Below are 16,612 nucleotides of genomic sequence, written 5' to 3'. Positions count from 1 at the left end.
GTTTATTTCGTTGTTGTTTCCTCCGAAATCTTTGCCTGTATGTCACTTACTTCTTTTTCAACTGTTTCAGCAATTTCCTCACCAGAATCTTTAACATCTCCAGCTAAATCTTCAACAATGTCACTGGCTGAATTAGCAGCGTCTTCCGCTTCAGATTTTAAATTTGCTGTTGCTTCCTTTACTTTTCCAACAACTTGAGCAGACTGATCGGAAACAACTTTTGCTATATTTGAAGATTTTTCCTTTGCATACGTAGCCCACTCATTTCCTTTATCGTAAGCTGTAGTTGTAAATTGCGTCGTTTTATCACGAGCTAATTGCGCTTGCTCATTTAAGTCACTACGAAGCTCTTTCCCTGATTTTGGTGCTAAAAACAATGCTGTAGAAGCACCTACAATTCCCCCAATTAATGATCCAATTAAAAAGTCCTTTGTGTTCATGCTATTCTTATCACTCATCGTCTTTCTCCTCCTTCAGTTTCACTTGCTTCTTTTTTTTGTTTAAACTTAGAATATAAATCAATTGCAACATTGCCCCATTGAACGGCTTTTGCAATTTGATCTGACTGTTTGACAACTTGCGTCGAGACAGTATCGGACACATGCCTTATTGATTTATTCACCTGTCCAACCGAATCTCCTAGCTCTTTAACCGAAGAAAAAACTGTATTTAATGATTCCGATTTCTCTTGAAGGTCATCCGCTAAACGTTGGTACGATGAAGCAGTTCCTCCGTCTCTTTTGTTATGCCTGTTACTTGCTTTTCCAAACCAGCCATTGTATTTGCAACATGGTCAAGCGTTCGATTCGCTGATTTTAATGTTCGAACAAGATATATAACTAATACCGCAAAAGCTATTGCAGCAACTAACGCACTTATGTACAACAGACTTTCCATAAAGCGTCTTTCACCTCCTTGAGTATACCGTCTATCTTTCGGATACCCACTTTACACGCATGTTAAACATTTTCTTAATACTAATTTCGTGAAGAATGAAAGATTTCCTGCAACTTTTCACAATTACTGTTATGTTTTTTCATATTCGTATACAATGAATAGGAATGCTTAAGGAGGTATGAAACATGCGAGACCCACGGATACAAACATTAGCAAAGAATCTTATTACATATTCAGTAGAATTGAAAAAAGGTGAAAAAGTACTCATCGAGAACTTTGGTCTTCAGCGCGAACTTGTTACAGCACTTGTTCAAGAAGCTTACAATGCGGGTGGTTTACCTTTCGTTTTATTAAAAGACCATCAAGTAGACCGTTCTTTATTAATGGGAGCCGAGCAAGAACAGCTTGAGATGATGGCATCATTTGAAGCACAAGTGATGAGTGAAATGGATGCCTATATCGGCTTACGTGCAGGTGATAACATTTCGGAACTATCAGACGTGCCTAGTGAGAAAATGGCGTTACACGGGAAAACTGTAGGCACAAAAGTTCATAGAGAAATCCGAGTCCCAAAAACAAAATGGGTTGTTCTACGTTACCCTAGCTCATCCATGGCTCAACTAGCCAACACGAGTACAGAAGCTTTTGAAGACTTTTACTTTAATGTTTGTAACTTAGACTATAGCAAAATGGACAAGGCAATGGATTCATTAGTTTCCTTATTAGATCAAACAGATAAAGTACAGTTAAAAGGAACAGGAACAGATCTTACGTTTTCTGTAAAAAACATTCCATCTATCAAATGTGCAGGAAAGCGGAATATTCCAGATGGTGAAGTATACACCGCTCCTGTACGTGACTCGATTAACGGGACTATTTCTTATAACACGCCTTCTCCTTACCAAGGCTTCACTTTTGAGAACATTTCATTTACATTCGAAAATGGAAAAATTGTTAAGGCAACAGCGAATGACTCTGAGAGAATTAACAAGATCTTAGATTCTGATGAAGGAGCAAGGTTCATCGGTGAATTTGCCATTGGAGTCAATCCTTATATTCAACATCCGATGAAAGATATTTTATTTGATGAGAAGATCGATGGCAGCTTCCACTTTACTCCAGGCCAATGCTATGAAGAGGCGTCTAATGGCAACCATTCAAGCATTCATTGGGATATCGTCATGATTCAACGACCTGAATATGGCGGGGGCGAAATTTACTTTGATGATGTGTTAATTCGTAAAGATGGTCGTTTTGTTTTACCAGAATTAGAAGCTTTAAATCCAGAGAACTTAAAATAACCAAAAGGGTGATTCACAAATGGTTTGTGAATCACCCTTTTTACTATTTTTATGAATTTAATGTTTTCTCATATGCTTGCTGGAACTTTTGAATATCCCCTGCACCCATAAAGAGTAATACACTTTGTTCATGATTTTTTAATACTTCAATGGACTCTTCCGTAATTAATTGAGAATTAGGAATTAAGACTTTCAGATCCTCAATTGTTAATGCACCTTTTTGTTCTCTAGCAGAACCAAAAATATCACATAAGTAAACAAAATCTGCTTGTTTTAATGCATCAGCAAATTCACGAATAAACGTTTTTGTTCGTGTAAATGTATGTGGTTGAAAGATCGCTACCACGTTATGCGATGGGTATTTCTGCTTTGTCGCTTCAATCGTTGCTGCAATTTCAGTTGGATGATGTGCATAATCATCAATTAATACTTGTTTATCAACGACCTTCTCCGTAAAACGACGCTTTACGCCTTTGAACGTCTTTAAATGAGTTGCTACTACATCAGCCGGAACATTCTCATAATGACATAGCGCAATAACAGCTAACGCATTTAACACATTGTGTTTTCCGTAACCTGGAACCGTAAATGAACCGTAAAGGCTGTTGCGGACATATGCATCAAACTTTGTGCCTTCTGGTGTGGTCTCAACTGACCTTGCTTGAAAGTCATTATGTTCTTCAAAACCATAATAAACAACTGGCACATTCGCATGAATGCCTTGAAGATGTTGGTCGTCTCCGCAGGCAACAATGGCTTTTTTCACTTGCATCGCCATCTCCTGAAATGCAGAAAAAACATCTTCTACATCTTTGAAATAATCCGGATGATCAAAGTCAATGTTCGTCATAATGCAATAATCCGGTTTATAGTTCAAGAAGTGACGACGGTATTCACAAGCCTCAAACGCAAAATAAGTTGAATCCTCTTCACCTTTACCTGTTCCATCCCCTATTAAATAAGAAGTCGGAAATGCTGAGCCTAAAACGTGAGCTAATAAACCCGTTGTTGATGTTTTTCCATGAGCTCCCGTAACAGCGATACTCGTAAAATTTTGAATAAACTCCCCTAAAAACGTCGGGTATTGTTTTACATCAATTCCTAACTCATGAGCCCTTTGAACTTCTTCATGATCATCTCCATATGCAGCGGAAACAATGACTTGTTGGTCACTTTTAATGTTGTTTCGTTCAAACGGCAGTAAGTTAATCCCTTTTTGTTCTAAAGGCCGTTGAGTGAAAAATTGTTTTTCCACATCTGATCCTTGAACGTGTTTATTCATGTCGTGTAATACTTGAGCTAGAGCGCTCATACCTGAGCCTTTTATACCAATAAAATGGAAATTTGTCATAGTTGGACCTCCAAAATTCACATGGTTTTCTTACGTCCAATGGTGTCATTAAGTAACTGCTCCTTGTTAGATCAACAGTTACATTGCACCATTATATCAGAAAACGACGCGATCACCAATTTGAGCCGTACTTCATTATTCACCCCAATAGTATATGTTCAAACACATAGAAAAGACCCATATACATAGAGTAAGTAGAAAAAAGAAGAATGTTTCTTATTTCTTCTACTTATTCGACATCTTGTAGTCTTGGGTTATCTCGGAATCGTCTCCCTGCTTTTGCCTCATGCTCCCCGTTTAGTAATACATTGTCCCCAGTAAAACCAATTTTTAATTTTAGCAAACTTCCCCCAACACCATAAATGTCTACGGGGACCCCTGCTTCTTCATATTCTTTTATACGTTTATCTGTAAATCCACCGGTTGCAATAATCTTCACATGGGTAAACCCTTCTTTATCTAATGCTTCCCGAAGAGCAAAAAGCAGTGTAGGGTTTGCGCCGCACGGGTCGACCGTTCCCATTGCCTCTTGATTGCGGCAAAAAAACTGATCAACCATCGTACGAGATGTATCAACACGAACTCCTTTTAATTCTGAACCGAATTCACGCGCTACTTTTAACGAATCTGTAATAACATCATTATTATAATCGACTAGAGCCATAAGCTCATCTTCCGGATACGTTTCTTTGTAGGCACGAGTTGCTGCAACAAGGTCACCTTGGAATAATTGGATCAAAGCATGAGGCATCGTACCCATCCCTTTTTTTCCCCACCATTCGTTCATGGCATGCGTTGCTTGTGCTTTTGATCCACCAATAAAGGCTGCATACCCATCTCCAGCTTGTTGCGTAAAGTGGTCATCACGATCCCCCATAAAGATGATCGGTTTTTGTATACCCGACTGCCTAGCAGCTTTTGCAACATTATATACATTCGTAGCAACTGACGTACGTCTTGCAAAGATTCCGTCGATGATTCCTTCTAAATAACCGAAATCCTCATATTTTCCCGTTATGGTAAATACCGTTTCATAAGGTTTTATTTTATCACCGTCTTCTAAAGACCTCAGTTGAAGCTGATCTGCATCTTTGGCAAATGTCTTGATTAAGGCAATTACTTCATCTGTTCCGCATAAGACGGCGTGTTCTTTTTGAAAAAACTGCATCGTCACCATATTATTTGGCCGATACTTTTCAACAATTTCTCGCGTCTTTAAAAAATAAACGGCGGAGAACCAACCCTCTTGAACACGTTCATCAAATTTAAAGGTCTCGTTTGTTAAACGTTTTATTTCTCCATTTAACTTCCGTGTAATTTCTTTCATCCCTAATACCCCTTGCTAGAACCTTTCAAAAGTAGAATAGGCAACGTTTTATTTTACTATCATATAGAACCTTTTGTATTAAGACAAGGAAAATTACACCAAGTAAACATCCCTATTCTTTATGATAGAGAACTTCTTCCAGCTCAATTTCATCAACTAAAACATGACGTGGCTTACTTCCCATTGCTTCAGAGACAATGCCACGTTCCTCCATCATATCGATCAGCCTGGCAGCACGGTTATACCCAACTCGAAACCTTCTTTGTAAACTAGATGCTGATGCAGATCCTTGTTCAATGACATAATAACAAGCTTCTTCAAAATGTTCATCATCTACAGCTTCATGAGCGACATGCTTTAATTGATCTGTTTGCAGCAGGTATTCAGGCTCTCTTTGTTTCTTTACATGAGCGACAACATCTTCAATTTCTTCGTCTGACACAAAAGTCCCTTGAACGCGAACAGGTTTCGGTGACCCATTCTCATGAAAGAGCATATCTCCTTTTCCTAGTAATCGCTCAGCTCCACCCATGTCCAATATGGTCCTAGAATCCGTTTGAGACGAAACAGAAAAGGCAATACGTGTCGGGATATTTGCTTTAATAAGGCCTGTAATAACATCTACAGACGGGCGCTGTGTAGCCAACAACAAGTGAATCCCACATGCTCTTGCTTTCTGAGCGATTCGACAAATCGAATCTTCCACATCTTGAGGAGAAACCATCATTAAATCCGCCAACTCATCAATTACGACTAGTATAAGTGGCATTGCTGGTTTCTCTGGAGATTCAGAATAAATCTGATTGTACCTACTTACATCCCTGACACCTTGTTGGCTAAATAACTCATATCTTCTTTCCATTTCTAATACAACCCATTTTAACGAAGCTGTTGCCTGTTTCGCATCTGTAATAACAGGCGTAACTAAATGTGGCAACCCATTATATGGTGCTAACTCAACCATTTTAGGATCAATTAATAGGAGTTTTACTTCATCAGGAGTTGCTTTAAACAGAAGACTAATTAAAACAGAGTTAATGCAAACACTTTTTCCTGATCCCGTTGCCCCTGCCACGAGCCCATGAGGCATTTTCTTTAAATCCGTTACAATCGGCTGTCCTGAAATGTCCAATCCTAATGCAACCGTTAATGGAGATTCAGAGCGAATAAAACTTTTCCTGCGTAAAATCTCACGTAAAAAGACAGGTTTAGATGTTTGATTAGGGACTTCAATCCCAATTGTGTTTTTACCAGGTATTGGTGCCTCAATACGTATATCTTTTGCAGCTAGTGCCAATTTCATGTCATCGGTCAAACCCGTTACTTTCGTTACTTTTACACCTCTGCCTGGTTGAATTTCAAATCTCGTTACAGAAGGTCCTTTTGTTACATGAACGACCTTTGCATCCACTTGAAAACTATGAAGTGTTTCTTCTAAAATTTTTCCTTGTTCTTCAAGCCAAGCTGATTCATCCAGTTCTTTCACCTCTGGATAAGTCAGCAATTGAATACTTGGGAAAACATAAGAAGACAATGGTTCCTCAGATTTTGTATCAGTTGTAGGTTGCTTTTTTTTCACTTTATCTTGTGGGAGCATCATGACATTAAACGGAATCGAACGCTTCTTTTCTCTTTTTTCCGATGATTCGTCCACTTGATTCATAGATTCAGGGACTTTTGGATTTGAATCCGTGACAGGTTGATTCTCCTTATAAGCTACATCTTCGCTTTGTGTTTGTTCTTCCACTACTGAATGAGCAGGATTTACATTCGTCTCTTTCTGTTCTTGTTTCTCTATTTGCTCAGCTTGATCAAACCTGTTGGCCTCATCCTGAATAACTTCCTCTTTCTCTTCCATTTCTGAAGAGTTTTCTTGGTCTAATGCGGCACGAGCCAATGCTTCTTCTAATATGGTTGGAACACCATATGCTTTTTGCGATCGTTCAGGTTCATTTGAAGAAGCCTGAAACTCTTCCTCTATGAATTCTTCCTGAAGCAATTCTTCCTCAAAGCTTTTTTCTTCAACAGGTGCGACTTGCGTTATTTCTTCTACACGTTCAACTAAATGTGGTGAAGATAGAAACGGTTCATTCTTCAGAACTTCTTCTACATCCTCCTTGCAACGGGAGCTGCCTCGATGTCTTCTTGTCTAGTTCTTTCAAACGGTGTTACTGATAGACGATCTCCTAATTTACTTTGAGCACTCTCCCTATCTTTAAATCCATATATAGGAGAAGGAATGGCTGTAAGTTTAAATTCAGATTTCGGGTTGAATTTTAGGTCGTATTTTTCTACAGAGCTTGTGTCTTTCTCTTGTACTTTTTGCAGTTGCTCTGAAGCCTGCTTTGCATCAAATCTTTTTCTAGCTCTTGGGGGCTCGTCTTCAATGGCTGGAAATCGAAAATTTCCTTTTTTCGGGTATTGATAGACGACCTTTGACGAACTTTTTCTATTTTCAATAGGGAAAGATTCATATGTAGTTTGTGTTCTGACTTCCTTTTGGGTTTCGGATTCTTTTTGAGGAGTAGATCCCATAAACATTTCTTGGAGTCTCCTCATCCAGTGATGCAGTGTTCGCACGATGACCACTCTCTTTCTAATCAATTCATTGTCCACTTAAACCAAAATGTTTCGACCGATAAAGGGCACTGAAAAAGGTGATATGCCTTTTTCAGCGCCCTTCTTAACACTCATTGTTAAGTATTTACTATTGTATCACATACGAGCTGACAATGATGGAGCCTATTGTGCTAAAATCTATTTTGGTTTTCTTTGAGCTAAAATAAAAGTTGGTTCCAATTCCCCATTTTCATAAAGAAACGGAAGGGCGGTTACAGGTACCCTACCTTCTCCGAAAAATTGCAATGCTAACTGCGCCAGTACATCATAACCACGCTCATTAATAATATCTGCAAAGATGAGAACGTCTTGGTGCGGAATGGCAACAGCTAATTGCCCATTTGCTTCACTCTCCATTTTTTCAAGCAAAGATTGATCAAGCACTCGACTTGCATCAAAACCATCCTTTGCTCGCAAGAAGAAAAATCGATTTCCCGCTACTTTGTCTTCCTTTAATGGTTGCGGTAGCGATCGCACATTAAACATCGCCATTTCCCGAACTTTTCCTTTTGTAAGACCTGTTCCTTCAAGCATATTATTATTAATTAGTGAATAAGATTCACCCTGATCAATGACATAATAAATTCTTGTTTCAGCCGTGTGTTCATCAAACAATAATTTTTCGCCTTCTTTTGTTTCTTCTGGAAAAGATGTAGAGCGGATAACAGGAAATATCTTCTTTTCATTCCCTGTAAGGCTAGGCTTCTCTTTCATTGCCTGTAAACCAACCTCAACATACCTTACTACTTCATCGATGGACCCAAACTCCTTTCTCTCCCATTTAGCTAGTAATGGCTTTAAAGAAAGGGTTACTCCTTTTTTTATTTCGTTATCTTCTATTCGTAAAGTCGATTCCTTGTGATCATAAATAATAGACCATCCATCTCTTGTTAATCGTTGCTCAATCTCTTTTCGAAATTGTCTCATTTCCATAAAATGATCCTCTCCTTATCGTTTCTATTTTAACAGAAACAAAAAGTCGAACCAAATGAGGAGAACCATAAGGCTGTCTTATGCTGAATTGTCTAGTCTATTGAGTTGTAAAGGCACTGAAAAAGAGCCTAACTGCCGCAGGGGAATGACACTCCATTTCACTAGGAGATTTCTTCAAAGCAGGAATTCTCACAAATACAGGTTTCAAGTTTTGAAACTACAGGGATTGAGGACTATCGGGGAGAATGTTAGCGAGAATAATATAGATGAGTAAATTTACTGGTAAGAAGATAAATAGTAGTCTGATAACGAAAGATGAAACCCCAAAAAATTCAGCTATTCCTCCACACACGCCAGATATAGACTTATCTGTTGCTGACTTTCGTAACTTTTTCTTCAAAGCATCCACCCCATCATTCACCATCATAATAAGTAAAAGTTCAAGAATCCAGTGAAAAGAAAAGATCCTTTTTTCACTGGCATATAAAGTCTCATAGTTATGTTTAATTAACTTAGAGTTATAAAAAAAGGGAAGTTCACCCTTTCCCTAGGCTCTGCTTTCCCCTGTTGCGCTGCTTCGCTCGCCGTGCGCATTTTGAGAAGATCACTCAAAACGCTTAAAGCATAACGGCGGCTTCGCTTAGCGCATCGAGAATTAAAAAAAGGGAAGTTCACCCTTTTTTTAATTCTCTTAAATATGTGATTCTGCTTTTGTTAGGAATTCTTCTATTTCGTCTTGGGATTTGCGGTCTTTGCTGACGAAGCGTTCTACTTCTTGTCCATTGACAAATGCTAAGAAGCTTGGTATTCCGAAAATATCTAATTCTCCACATAAATCAATGAATTGATCACGATCTACGTAGTAAAATGAAAAGCTTGGGAAATCTGCTTCAATTCGTGGTAATACTGGTTCAATCACTTTACAATCCGGGCACCAATCAGCTGAAAACATAAATACAGCCGCTTCTTTACTTGAAAGTTCCTTAAATTGTTCTACACTTTGAAGTTTTTCCATAAATCATCTCTCCGTTTCTCTTATTGCTCGATCTTCATATCTCCTAGACGAATCGATCCTCTTTTTCTCATCCATTCAGCAATGAGTAAACTAATTATAGCAGGACCTATGAAATATAGTAATACTACTCCTATGAACACATTCATTGAAAAACCCATGTGTGTAAACGTCATAATAGGCCCAACTAAACCACTCGTTCCCATCCCTGCACCTGCAGGGTTGTTTGTCATTCCAAACCCTACTGTTGCAATTGGAGCTAATATGGCGCCTGCAATGGTTGGAGGAAGTAAGATGAGCGGGTTTTTTACGATATTCGGAACTTGAAGCATTGATGTTCCAATCCCTAGAGAAACAAGGCCAGACCATCCATTTTCTCGGTAGCTACTTACAGCAAATCCAACCATTTGAGCTGCACACCCAACCGTTGCTGCTCCAGCTGCAATGCCCTCTAATTCAAGCATTATTGCTAACGCTGCACTAGAGATTGGAGCTGTTAAGGCAAGTCCCATTAATGTTGCTACAATGATTCCCATAAAGATCGGCTGCTGTTCGGTTCCCCACATAATAAGTGCGCCAAACTGTTGCAAACCTGCTTGAATCCAAGGTCCGATTAAAGAAGCAGACAAATACCCTGAAATGATTGTTACAAGAGGCGTGACAATTATTTCTAGCTTCGTCTCACCTGAAACAAGTTTTCCTACTTCAGTGGAAATGACGGCAGCTACAAACGCTCCAGCTGGACCACCGAGCTGAGCACCGGCTGCCCCACTTATAATTGTAGCAAAAACAACCAATTTAGGTGCTTTTAGTCCATATGCTACTGCCACCCCGATTGCTGGTCCCATTAAGCTCATTGCTAGGGAACCAACCTCTTGTAACCAAATCCCTATTGTTTCAAATCCCGTATGAAAAACAATTTGCTCTCCAAGAGTCCTTACAATGAGACCAATGATTAAAGAGGCAAATAACCCTAGTGCCATATGCTTAAAGCCGTTATAAAATACGTACGCCAAGTCAAATCTATTCCTTTTTTCTTAAGAAATGTTGTCACAATAACACCCTCCTACTTTCGATCAAGTTAATCCACGTGGTACGAACGCACAATCGATGTCATTGCTTCGATGTTCTCCTCTAAGTCATTGTAAGTCGTTAATGTTGAGATTTTAGCTCCTCCAACCGTTACGATGACAAAAAGCTGGTCTTCCTCTTCTTCTGTAACAATTAAATAAGATAATTGCTCATCTGATTCTCTTAACTCATAAAGCAACGCTGCCCCTGCAGTCCTTACATCTCTTTCAAAATGAATGTTACTTGTAGCTGGTTCCTCTGGCTGATGAAACAACAAAAATAGCTGATCGCCACTTTGAAGTTGAACATTATATTCTATATCATCAATTACTTCAAAACCTCTCGGTAAAAAAACATTAACCATCGATAATTCCGTATTAGGCTCCATAGGTTCTTCTAAATGAGTATGATAGGCGATTTGACCTAACTCTAATGCCTCTTCTTCTGTCACTTGGCAAGCGGCTAAAAAAACGAAAATAGACAACCAAATACTGATACGACCTATATTTTTAATCAATCATGACACTCCCTTATTAGTATGTTACACAATTCTTCTTAATCATACCCATATAGACAAAACCTGACAAGACACCATTCATTAATTATTGGTACACTAGAATAGAAAAAGCAAAGGAGTGAAAAAATGGAATTACTTGTTTACTTAGCTGGAGAAATACATAGCTCTTGGAGAACTCAATTGAAAGAGCAAGCGCAAAAGCAGAACCTTCCTCTCAGGTTCACTGGCCCAATGGAAGATCACCAGCGTTCAGATCATATAGGTGAGGAGATTTTAGGGAGCCAACCAAATAACGTTTTAAAAGATGAGGCCGCATCAAGCATTAATAATTTACGAACACAAATCTTGCTTTCTAAGTCAGATGTTGTCATCGCCTATTTCGGGGAACAGTACAAACAGTGGAACAGCGCAATGGATGCTGCCACAGCCATCACACTTCAAAAACCGGTCATTCTCATTCGGGACGAAAAACTTCACCATCCTTTAAAAGAGTTAGCTAATAAAGCTCAATTAGTTGTTCAAACTCCCGAGCAAGCATTAAAAGCACTTTCGTATATTTTTGAGTAATGGAAAGAGAGCTTTCAGTGAAAGAACGTAGTCTTCTATTAAAAAAGCCTTGTATGATTGGATTTTTCATACAAGGCTTAACATGCGGTTCCGCTGCCAGTTAATCAAAGCTATTAAAAAAAGTTGGATTATCATAACTTTGGCCTAACGTGCTGCTTTTTAAATGACTATTCAAACTTACCTGAGGTCCTCTTTTTTACATCGCTTATTTTCAAGTATCTTTTTCCTTATCCTTTTCTACTGCTTTCCTTCTGTAATAGCGAATACCCATATACACAACTAAGGGGATAATCCAATAAAGTGTATCGCTTGGAGTCAAATAGATAATCGCAAAACCAACAATAACAGTCAGGGCAGCCAAAATGATATCAAACATCGCTATCGCCTCAATTCATTTTCTTCTTTAGTAAAGCTAGTGCGACATATCGCCTAGAGATGAACGATACTGCCCATAAAGCAACTTCACGATATGGGCAAACAGGTCTTTTCTGTTTACCCATCCGTTTGTATAAATGCCTATTGCCCCTTCTCGCTTTCTCGTGTTGAGGTCTCCTGTCACATCTGCCATCACTACACCTAGCTCTTCTCCTTTTCGCAATCTGTCAGAGATTTCAAGAGGCAAGGGAAATTTAGCTCCACTTGCAACCCACTCTGCTCCATCTGCATGAACGAGCACTCCCCAATTACAGAGCATCAAACCTGATTCTGTTTCGTGAACGCCTCCTTCTAATCCAAACGATAAGTCAGCATTTGTAAGAGCTAATGCGCTTTTTGCACGATTACGAGCGCCTTGTAGTGTCTCTTCATCTGAAAAAGGCTGATCGCTGACTCCAGAGTCCGTTTTCACACTTATAAACGTCAGCTTTTCTCGTATTAACGTATCTTGGACGGCATGGACTTTTGCAGGATTTCTCGTCCCAATAGCAACAAGCATATTCCTTCCCCTTTCATTAAAAAATGAGGCTGACGGAAGAATATCTCCTAGCCTGTCAACCTCATCTGCACTTCTGTTTATACACGTTCGGAAATTGAATTCAATGTGTTCTGATCTGTTGTTTTAACCAGCTTGATGATTAATTCTTTTGCTGCCGCATAATCATCGATATGGACAATCGAAGCAGCCGTATGGATATAACGAGAACAAACACCTATGACAGCTGATGGAACCCCGTCCCCAGACATATGTACGCGCCCTGCATCTGTGCCACCTTGAGAAATAAAATATTGATACGGAATATTATTTGACTCAGCTGTATCAAGAATAAATTCGCGCATCCCTCGATGAGTAATCATCGTCCGATCATAAATTCGAAGCAATGCTCCCTTTCCTAAATGACCAAATGCGTCTTTCCCACCAGTTGCATCATTTGCTGGACTAGCATCTAACGCAAAGAAGATATCAGGTTTAATCAAATTCGCAGCTGTTTGAGCTCCTCTTAGTCCAACTTCCTCTTGAACCGTAGCTCCAGAATAAAGAACATTTGGAGTTGATTCATTTTGTAGTTCTTTTAAAAGCTCGATAGAAAGACCCACGCCATAACGGTTATCCCACGCTTTGGCTAAGATTTTTTTATCGTTCGCCATTGGCGTAAATGGACAAATCGGCACAATTTGTTGACCAGGTTTCACGCCAATCTTACTTGCATCTTCCTTATCATCTGCACCAATATCCACATACATTTGCTTAATATCCATCGGTTTTTTTCGCTGCGCTTCTTGTAGCAAATGTGGTGGGGTTGAACCGATAACGCCAATAACTGGACCGTTATCCGTCATGATTTGAACACGTTGAGCAAGCAGAACCTGGCTCCACCATCCTCCTAAAGTCTGAAAACGAATCAATCCATTTTTACTAATTGATGTAACCATAAAGCCAACTTCATCCATGTGACCGGCTACCATTACTTTAGGACCTTGTTCGAGTCCTCTTTTCACGCCAAAAATACTACCTAAACGGTCTTGAACAATTTCATCAGTATATTTTTCCATCTCTGTGCGAACAAATTTACGAACATCATGTTCAAATCCTGGAGCACCTTGAAGTTCTGTTAATGTCTTAAATAATTGCAAAGTATCTTCATTCACGTCAATAAGCTCCCTTCGTTTCCCGAAATTATATGTATCATATTTATTTTATCTGAAACATTTCTTGATTTCCACCGTCAACCCGTTTTCCAAAATCAATTCGTAATATATTGAAACCGTTCTTCTTTTTTGGATATACTGAACATGTGTACATAAATGAAGTTCGAAAGGATGATTGTAATGGTAAAACGCTTCGTATCAGGACTAGCAATCGGGTTAGCCGCAGGTTATTTATTAGGTCCTACGTTAAAGAATGATAAAGTTTCACCTGAGAGAGCTTTAAAACAAGTAAAAAAAGCAGTCTCTCAAAAGTATGCTATTTCCGGTTCGTGGATACATATGATTCCAGAAACGATTGAACGAAACAACCTTTCATATACAGTTTATCGTGGAGGTCTTTCAACAACAACGGAAGAAGGGACAAGTCAATATGAGTTTTTAGTTGATACCAAATCAGGGACTTTGCTTGATTTACAATCAACATAATAGAAAACTGAGCTGCCTCTTTTCTCCAATGAAGAGACAGCTCTTTGTTTTAGGTTGTCTTTATTAGCGAATCAACAATTTCTCCATCTTTATTCCATTTTACCGCTCGATATTTATAATCATGATAAAAAAGATAATATGCATCTTTCTCTTTTGCGAATGAATGCCACTTTTCCTTCGCATGAATGGATGTCATTGGGTAGTCGTCATACGCTAACACCCATAAAGGATTTTTGTGTGCATGCGTTGGCATAATATCAGCCATATGGATGAATGTTTCTTCTTGATGCTCGATTATAACAATGCAATGTCCATCGCTATGTCCACCTGTATGGATTAACTTAACCCCAGGTATGACCTCTACTTCTTGCTCGAATGTTTTCACCTGAGCCTGAATCGACTTCCAGTTCATCTCCCAATATGTATTTTTCGAGCGAATGTTCGGGCTTCTCATCTCATTCCATTCAATTTCAGACGTATAAACGACTGCATGACTGAAAAAGGATGACTCCTTATCAACGGTTCCTCTAACAAGCCCTGTTGCATGATCAAAATGCATATGCGTCATGAGGACAAAGTCAATGTCTTCACGACTTAGCTTTAATCGTGAAAGACTTTCTTCAATAGACGACTCTTCAAAAACACCATAATTTCTCTTTTGTTTTTCCGTTAAACGCCCCTTTCCAATTCCAGCATCAATCACGATGTTGTATCCATCCTTTTGAATCAACATTGGATCTGTCCTTAATTCAATTTGATTGGCTTCATTATGCGGATACTTTTTGCTCCATAACGGTTTAGGAACAACCCCAAACATTGCACCCCCATCCATATGAGTGACTCCGCCATTTAACCAAGTAATCGTCAAGCCATTACGCACTAACTGATCCATTCACCTTCTCCTCCTTGTAAACGTTTCCTATTCTCCTTTCCATATTCGCTATCCCTTCACCGTTTCCTTTTCTTGTTTTTGAACGGAATGAATTATGTGTTCTTCCCATGTTCGTTCCATTGCGCTGCAACCACTCGAACCCGCTAGTAGGTGGCTTAGCCTCATCAGCTGTACACTGCGCCTTGAGGGCCCTAGCTATACTTGAAGCCACTGAAAAAGTGCCTAACTGCCGCAGGGGAATGACACTACGCTTTCCGCGGGTGCCCGGTGAGCCTCCTCGGCTGTGCCTGCGGGGTCTCACACGTGGATCACTGCTCCCGCAGGAGTCTCCGTGTCATTCCCCTGCTAAGGTTACTTTTGTTCCTTTTACTTATCTTTAACTTGTTCTTCTACGATTTCTTTTAACATATTCATTTCCTCTTTAACTATGGGATTTTTAGCGATTTGTGGTTCACCATGCAACGTTATTAGACCTTGTTTTCTCTGGTAATTGCTATCGATCCTCTCAAAAAGCGGACGGGATGGGGGGCCGACTCCTGCGGGAGGGAAGGGAAGGTTGAAATCCACCGGCGTAGCCGGTTAGTTCAACGCCCGCCTGCTGGTGCGTGCCCCCCATCCCGGGAGCGAGGGCATAGCTACTTTTCGAAGTCCGAAAAAACGAGCTTTTTTCAGTGGCTTCCCTCTACTCCCTGCACGAGTCGAGTGATTTTCGCTCCATTTCAAAATAAGCTAACTCCCTCAGAGCAACAATCTTCACAAAAAATCCAAAAAAAAGAGTGTGACTACCGGTTCGGACTCGACCTGTCACACCCAAAAGGAGGAAATGTATACAATTGTATTTATGATCCAGTCTTAAATTTTGCTTCACAGCGGTAAATTCGCATTCCTTTTTTGGAGAACTTCTCTTCATACTCTGTCTTGACATTATTCTTCATGCCACTTCGATGTAAGTCTAAACTAACATTGTGTAAACTCATCCCATATCCTGAGAAACTTTCTAATGAATACTCGAACAGCCCTTGATTATCTGTTTTAAAGTGAACTTCTCCACCTTTTTTTAATAATTGCTCGTACATCGTTAAAAATCCTTTATACGTTAAGCGTCTTTTCTCATGTCTATTCTTCGGCCATGGATCAGTAAAATTAATAAAAAAACGATCGATTTCACCTACATCAAAGAAAGTAAGAATATCGTTAACATCCTCATTTAAAAATTTTAAATTTGGTTGATCTTGCTCGTTTACATGTTCTAGAGCACGGACCAAAACACTTTCGTATTTTTCAACACCAATGAAATTTATATCAGGATAAAGCTTACTCATTCCCACTAAAAACTTCCCTTTACCCGTTCCGACTTCTACATATATCGGGTGATCATTATTAAATAATTGGTTCCATTTCCCTTTATGTTGAGTCGGGTTTTGAATCATAATAGCTGGATGTTGTTGCAAAGTTTCCTTTGCACCAGGAATATTTCTTAAACGCATGACAATCACCTCTTAATAGTTACCCTTTTTATTTACTTTCGGGTCTGCACTTTTTTCTCGTCTAATT

The 16,612-nt window shown here is 39.3% G+C and carries 18 protein-coding genes and 2 pseudogenes; 3 read left to right on the top strand and 17 right to left on the bottom strand.

Going from position 1 to position 16,612, the window contains the following annotated elements; all coding sequences use genetic code 11:
• Positions 1–2: 2 nt before the first annotated feature.
• The 3 genes from JCM9140_RS08035 to JCM9140_RS25165 all read right to left on the bottom strand — a co-directional run bounded on the left by JCM9140_RS08035 (position 3) and on the right by JCM9140_RS25165 (position 897).
• Positions 3–458 (bottom strand): YtxH domain-containing protein, encoded by a 456-nt coding sequence (locus JCM9140_RS08035; RefSeq protein WP_034744758.1) that lies wholly within the window; start codon positions 456–458, stop codon positions 3–5.
• Positions 455–622: a hypothetical protein gene (locus JCM9140_RS25170; RefSeq protein WP_369384408.1), complete on the bottom strand. Its 168-nt coding sequence runs from the start codon at positions 620–622 to the stop codon at positions 455–457. The genes JCM9140_RS08035 and JCM9140_RS25170 overlap by 4 nt, the downstream gene beginning before the upstream one ends.
• 80 nt (positions 623–702) lie before the next feature.
• Positions 703–897 carry a DUF948 domain-containing protein gene (locus JCM9140_RS25165; RefSeq protein ID WP_369384407.1) on the bottom strand — a complete coding sequence of 65 codons (195 nt, stop codon included), beginning with the start codon at positions 895–897 and terminating at the stop codon, positions 703–705.
• Positions 898–1,082: 185 nt separating this feature from the next.
• On the opposite strand from JCM9140_RS25165, the gene JCM9140_RS08025 reads away from it, so the two are divergent.
• The gene (locus tag JCM9140_RS08025; RefSeq protein ID WP_034744755.1) at positions 1,083–2,198 is read left to right on the top strand and encodes an aminopeptidase; all 1,116 of its coding nucleotides are present in this window, start codon (positions 1,083–1,085) and stop codon (positions 2,196–2,198) included.
• A 49-nt stretch (positions 2,199–2,247) separates the two neighbouring features.
• On the opposite strand, the gene murC is transcribed toward JCM9140_RS08025, so the two are convergent.
• The 9 genes and pseudogenes from murC to JCM9140_RS07985 all read right to left on the bottom strand — a co-directional run bounded on the left by murC (position 2,248) and on the right by JCM9140_RS07985 (position 11,028).
• Positions 2,248–3,549: a UDP-N-acetylmuramate--L-alanine ligase gene (gene murC / locus JCM9140_RS08020; protein ID WP_034744752.1), complete on the bottom strand. Its 1,302-nt coding sequence runs from the start codon at positions 3,547–3,549 to the stop codon at positions 2,248–2,250.
• A 229-nt stretch (positions 3,550–3,778) separates the two neighbouring features.
• Positions 3,779–4,876 carry a nicotinate phosphoribosyltransferase gene (locus JCM9140_RS08015; protein ID WP_034744749.1) on the bottom strand — a complete coding sequence of 366 codons (1,098 nt, stop codon included), beginning with the start codon at positions 4,874–4,876 and terminating at the stop codon, positions 3,779–3,781.
• Positions 4,877–4,988: 112 nt separating this feature from the next.
• Positions 4,989–6,779, bottom strand: a pseudogene (locus JCM9140_RS24435) (DNA translocase FtsK); the annotation flags it as partial.
• Between the two features lie 203 nt (positions 6,780–6,982).
• The gene (locus JCM9140_RS24430; RefSeq protein WP_034744746.1) at positions 6,983–7,417 is read right to left on the bottom strand and encodes a hypothetical protein; all 435 of its coding nucleotides are present in this window, start codon (positions 7,415–7,417) and stop codon (positions 6,983–6,985) included.
• A 216-nt stretch (positions 7,418–7,633) separates the two neighbouring features.
• Entirely contained in the window at positions 7,634–8,428 is a 795-nt protein-coding gene (locus JCM9140_RS08000) for a DUF1444 domain-containing protein (protein ID WP_034744744.1), read from the bottom strand.
• A 217-nt stretch (positions 8,429–8,645) separates the two neighbouring features.
• Complete coding sequence (locus JCM9140_RS23080) at positions 8,646–8,852, bottom strand: PspC domain-containing protein (protein WP_369384410.1); 207 nt, start codon at positions 8,850–8,852, stop codon at positions 8,646–8,648.
• 267 nt (positions 8,853–9,119) lie between these two features.
• Positions 9,120–9,443, bottom strand: coding sequence for a thioredoxin family protein (locus JCM9140_RS07995; protein WP_034744741.1), 324 nt, complete (start codon positions 9,441–9,443; stop codon positions 9,120–9,122).
• Positions 9,444–9,463: 20 nt separating this feature from the next.
• Positions 9,464–10,494 (bottom strand): annotated as a pseudogene (locus JCM9140_RS07990) (PTS sugar transporter subunit IIC).
• A gap of 27 nt (positions 10,495–10,521) precedes the next feature.
• Complete coding sequence (locus JCM9140_RS07985) at positions 10,522–11,028, bottom strand: hypothetical protein (RefSeq protein ID WP_034744739.1); 507 nt, start codon at positions 11,026–11,028, stop codon at positions 10,522–10,524.
• 126 nt (positions 11,029–11,154) lie between these two features.
• Between JCM9140_RS07985 and JCM9140_RS07980 the strand changes: the two genes are divergently transcribed.
• Positions 11,155–11,595: a YtoQ family protein gene (locus tag JCM9140_RS07980; RefSeq protein WP_034744736.1), complete on the top strand. Its 441-nt coding sequence runs from the start codon at positions 11,155–11,157 to the stop codon at positions 11,593–11,595.
• Between the two features lie 211 nt (positions 11,596–11,806).
• On the opposite strand, the gene JCM9140_RS23670 is transcribed toward JCM9140_RS07980, so the two are convergent.
• The 3 genes from JCM9140_RS23670 to JCM9140_RS07970 all read right to left on the bottom strand — a co-directional run bounded on the left by JCM9140_RS23670 (position 11,807) and on the right by JCM9140_RS07970 (position 13,680).
• The gene (locus tag JCM9140_RS23670; RefSeq protein ID WP_156314834.1) at positions 11,807–11,971 is read right to left on the bottom strand and encodes a hypothetical protein; all 165 of its coding nucleotides are present in this window, start codon (positions 11,969–11,971) and stop codon (positions 11,807–11,809) included.
• Between the two features lie 36 nt (positions 11,972–12,007).
• Entirely contained in the window at positions 12,008–12,529 is a 522-nt protein-coding gene (locus JCM9140_RS07975; protein WP_034744732.1) for a DUF84 family protein, read from the bottom strand.
• Positions 12,530–12,606: 77 nt separating this feature from the next.
• Positions 12,607–13,680, bottom strand: a complete 1,074-nt coding sequence (locus JCM9140_RS07970) for a M42 family metallopeptidase (RefSeq protein WP_034744729.1) — start codon at positions 13,678–13,680, stop codon at positions 12,607–12,609.
• Positions 13,681–13,860: 180 nt separating this feature from the next.
• Between JCM9140_RS07970 and JCM9140_RS07965 the strand changes: the two genes are divergently transcribed.
• Positions 13,861–14,166, top strand: a complete 306-nt coding sequence (locus JCM9140_RS07965; RefSeq protein ID WP_034744726.1) for a PepSY domain-containing protein — start codon at positions 13,861–13,863, stop codon at positions 14,164–14,166.
• 49 nt (positions 14,167–14,215) lie between these two features.
• Here the strand turns inward: JCM9140_RS07965 and JCM9140_RS07960 are convergent, their stop codons facing one another.
• Both JCM9140_RS07960 and trmB read right to left on the bottom strand, forming a co-directional pair.
• Entirely contained in the window at positions 14,216–15,058 is an 843-nt protein-coding gene (locus JCM9140_RS07960) for a YtnP family quorum-quenching lactonase (RefSeq protein WP_034744723.1), read from the bottom strand.
• 839 nt (positions 15,059–15,897) lie between these two features.
• The gene (trmB, locus tag JCM9140_RS07945; protein WP_034744715.1) at positions 15,898–16,545 is read right to left on the bottom strand and encodes a tRNA (guanosine(46)-N7)-methyltransferase TrmB; all 648 of its coding nucleotides are present in this window, start codon (positions 16,543–16,545) and stop codon (positions 15,898–15,900) included.
• Positions 16,546–16,612: the final 67 nt, after the last annotated feature.

The sequence above is a fragment of the Halalkalibacter wakoensis JCM 9140 genome (genome assembly GCF_000513095.1).
GTDB classification, from domain to species: domain Bacteria; phylum Bacillota; class Bacilli; order Bacillales; family Bacillaceae_D; genus Halalkalibacter; species Halalkalibacter wakoensis.
Note: the sequence above shows the minus strand (reverse complement) of the source record. Positions and strands in the feature narration are given on the sequence as shown.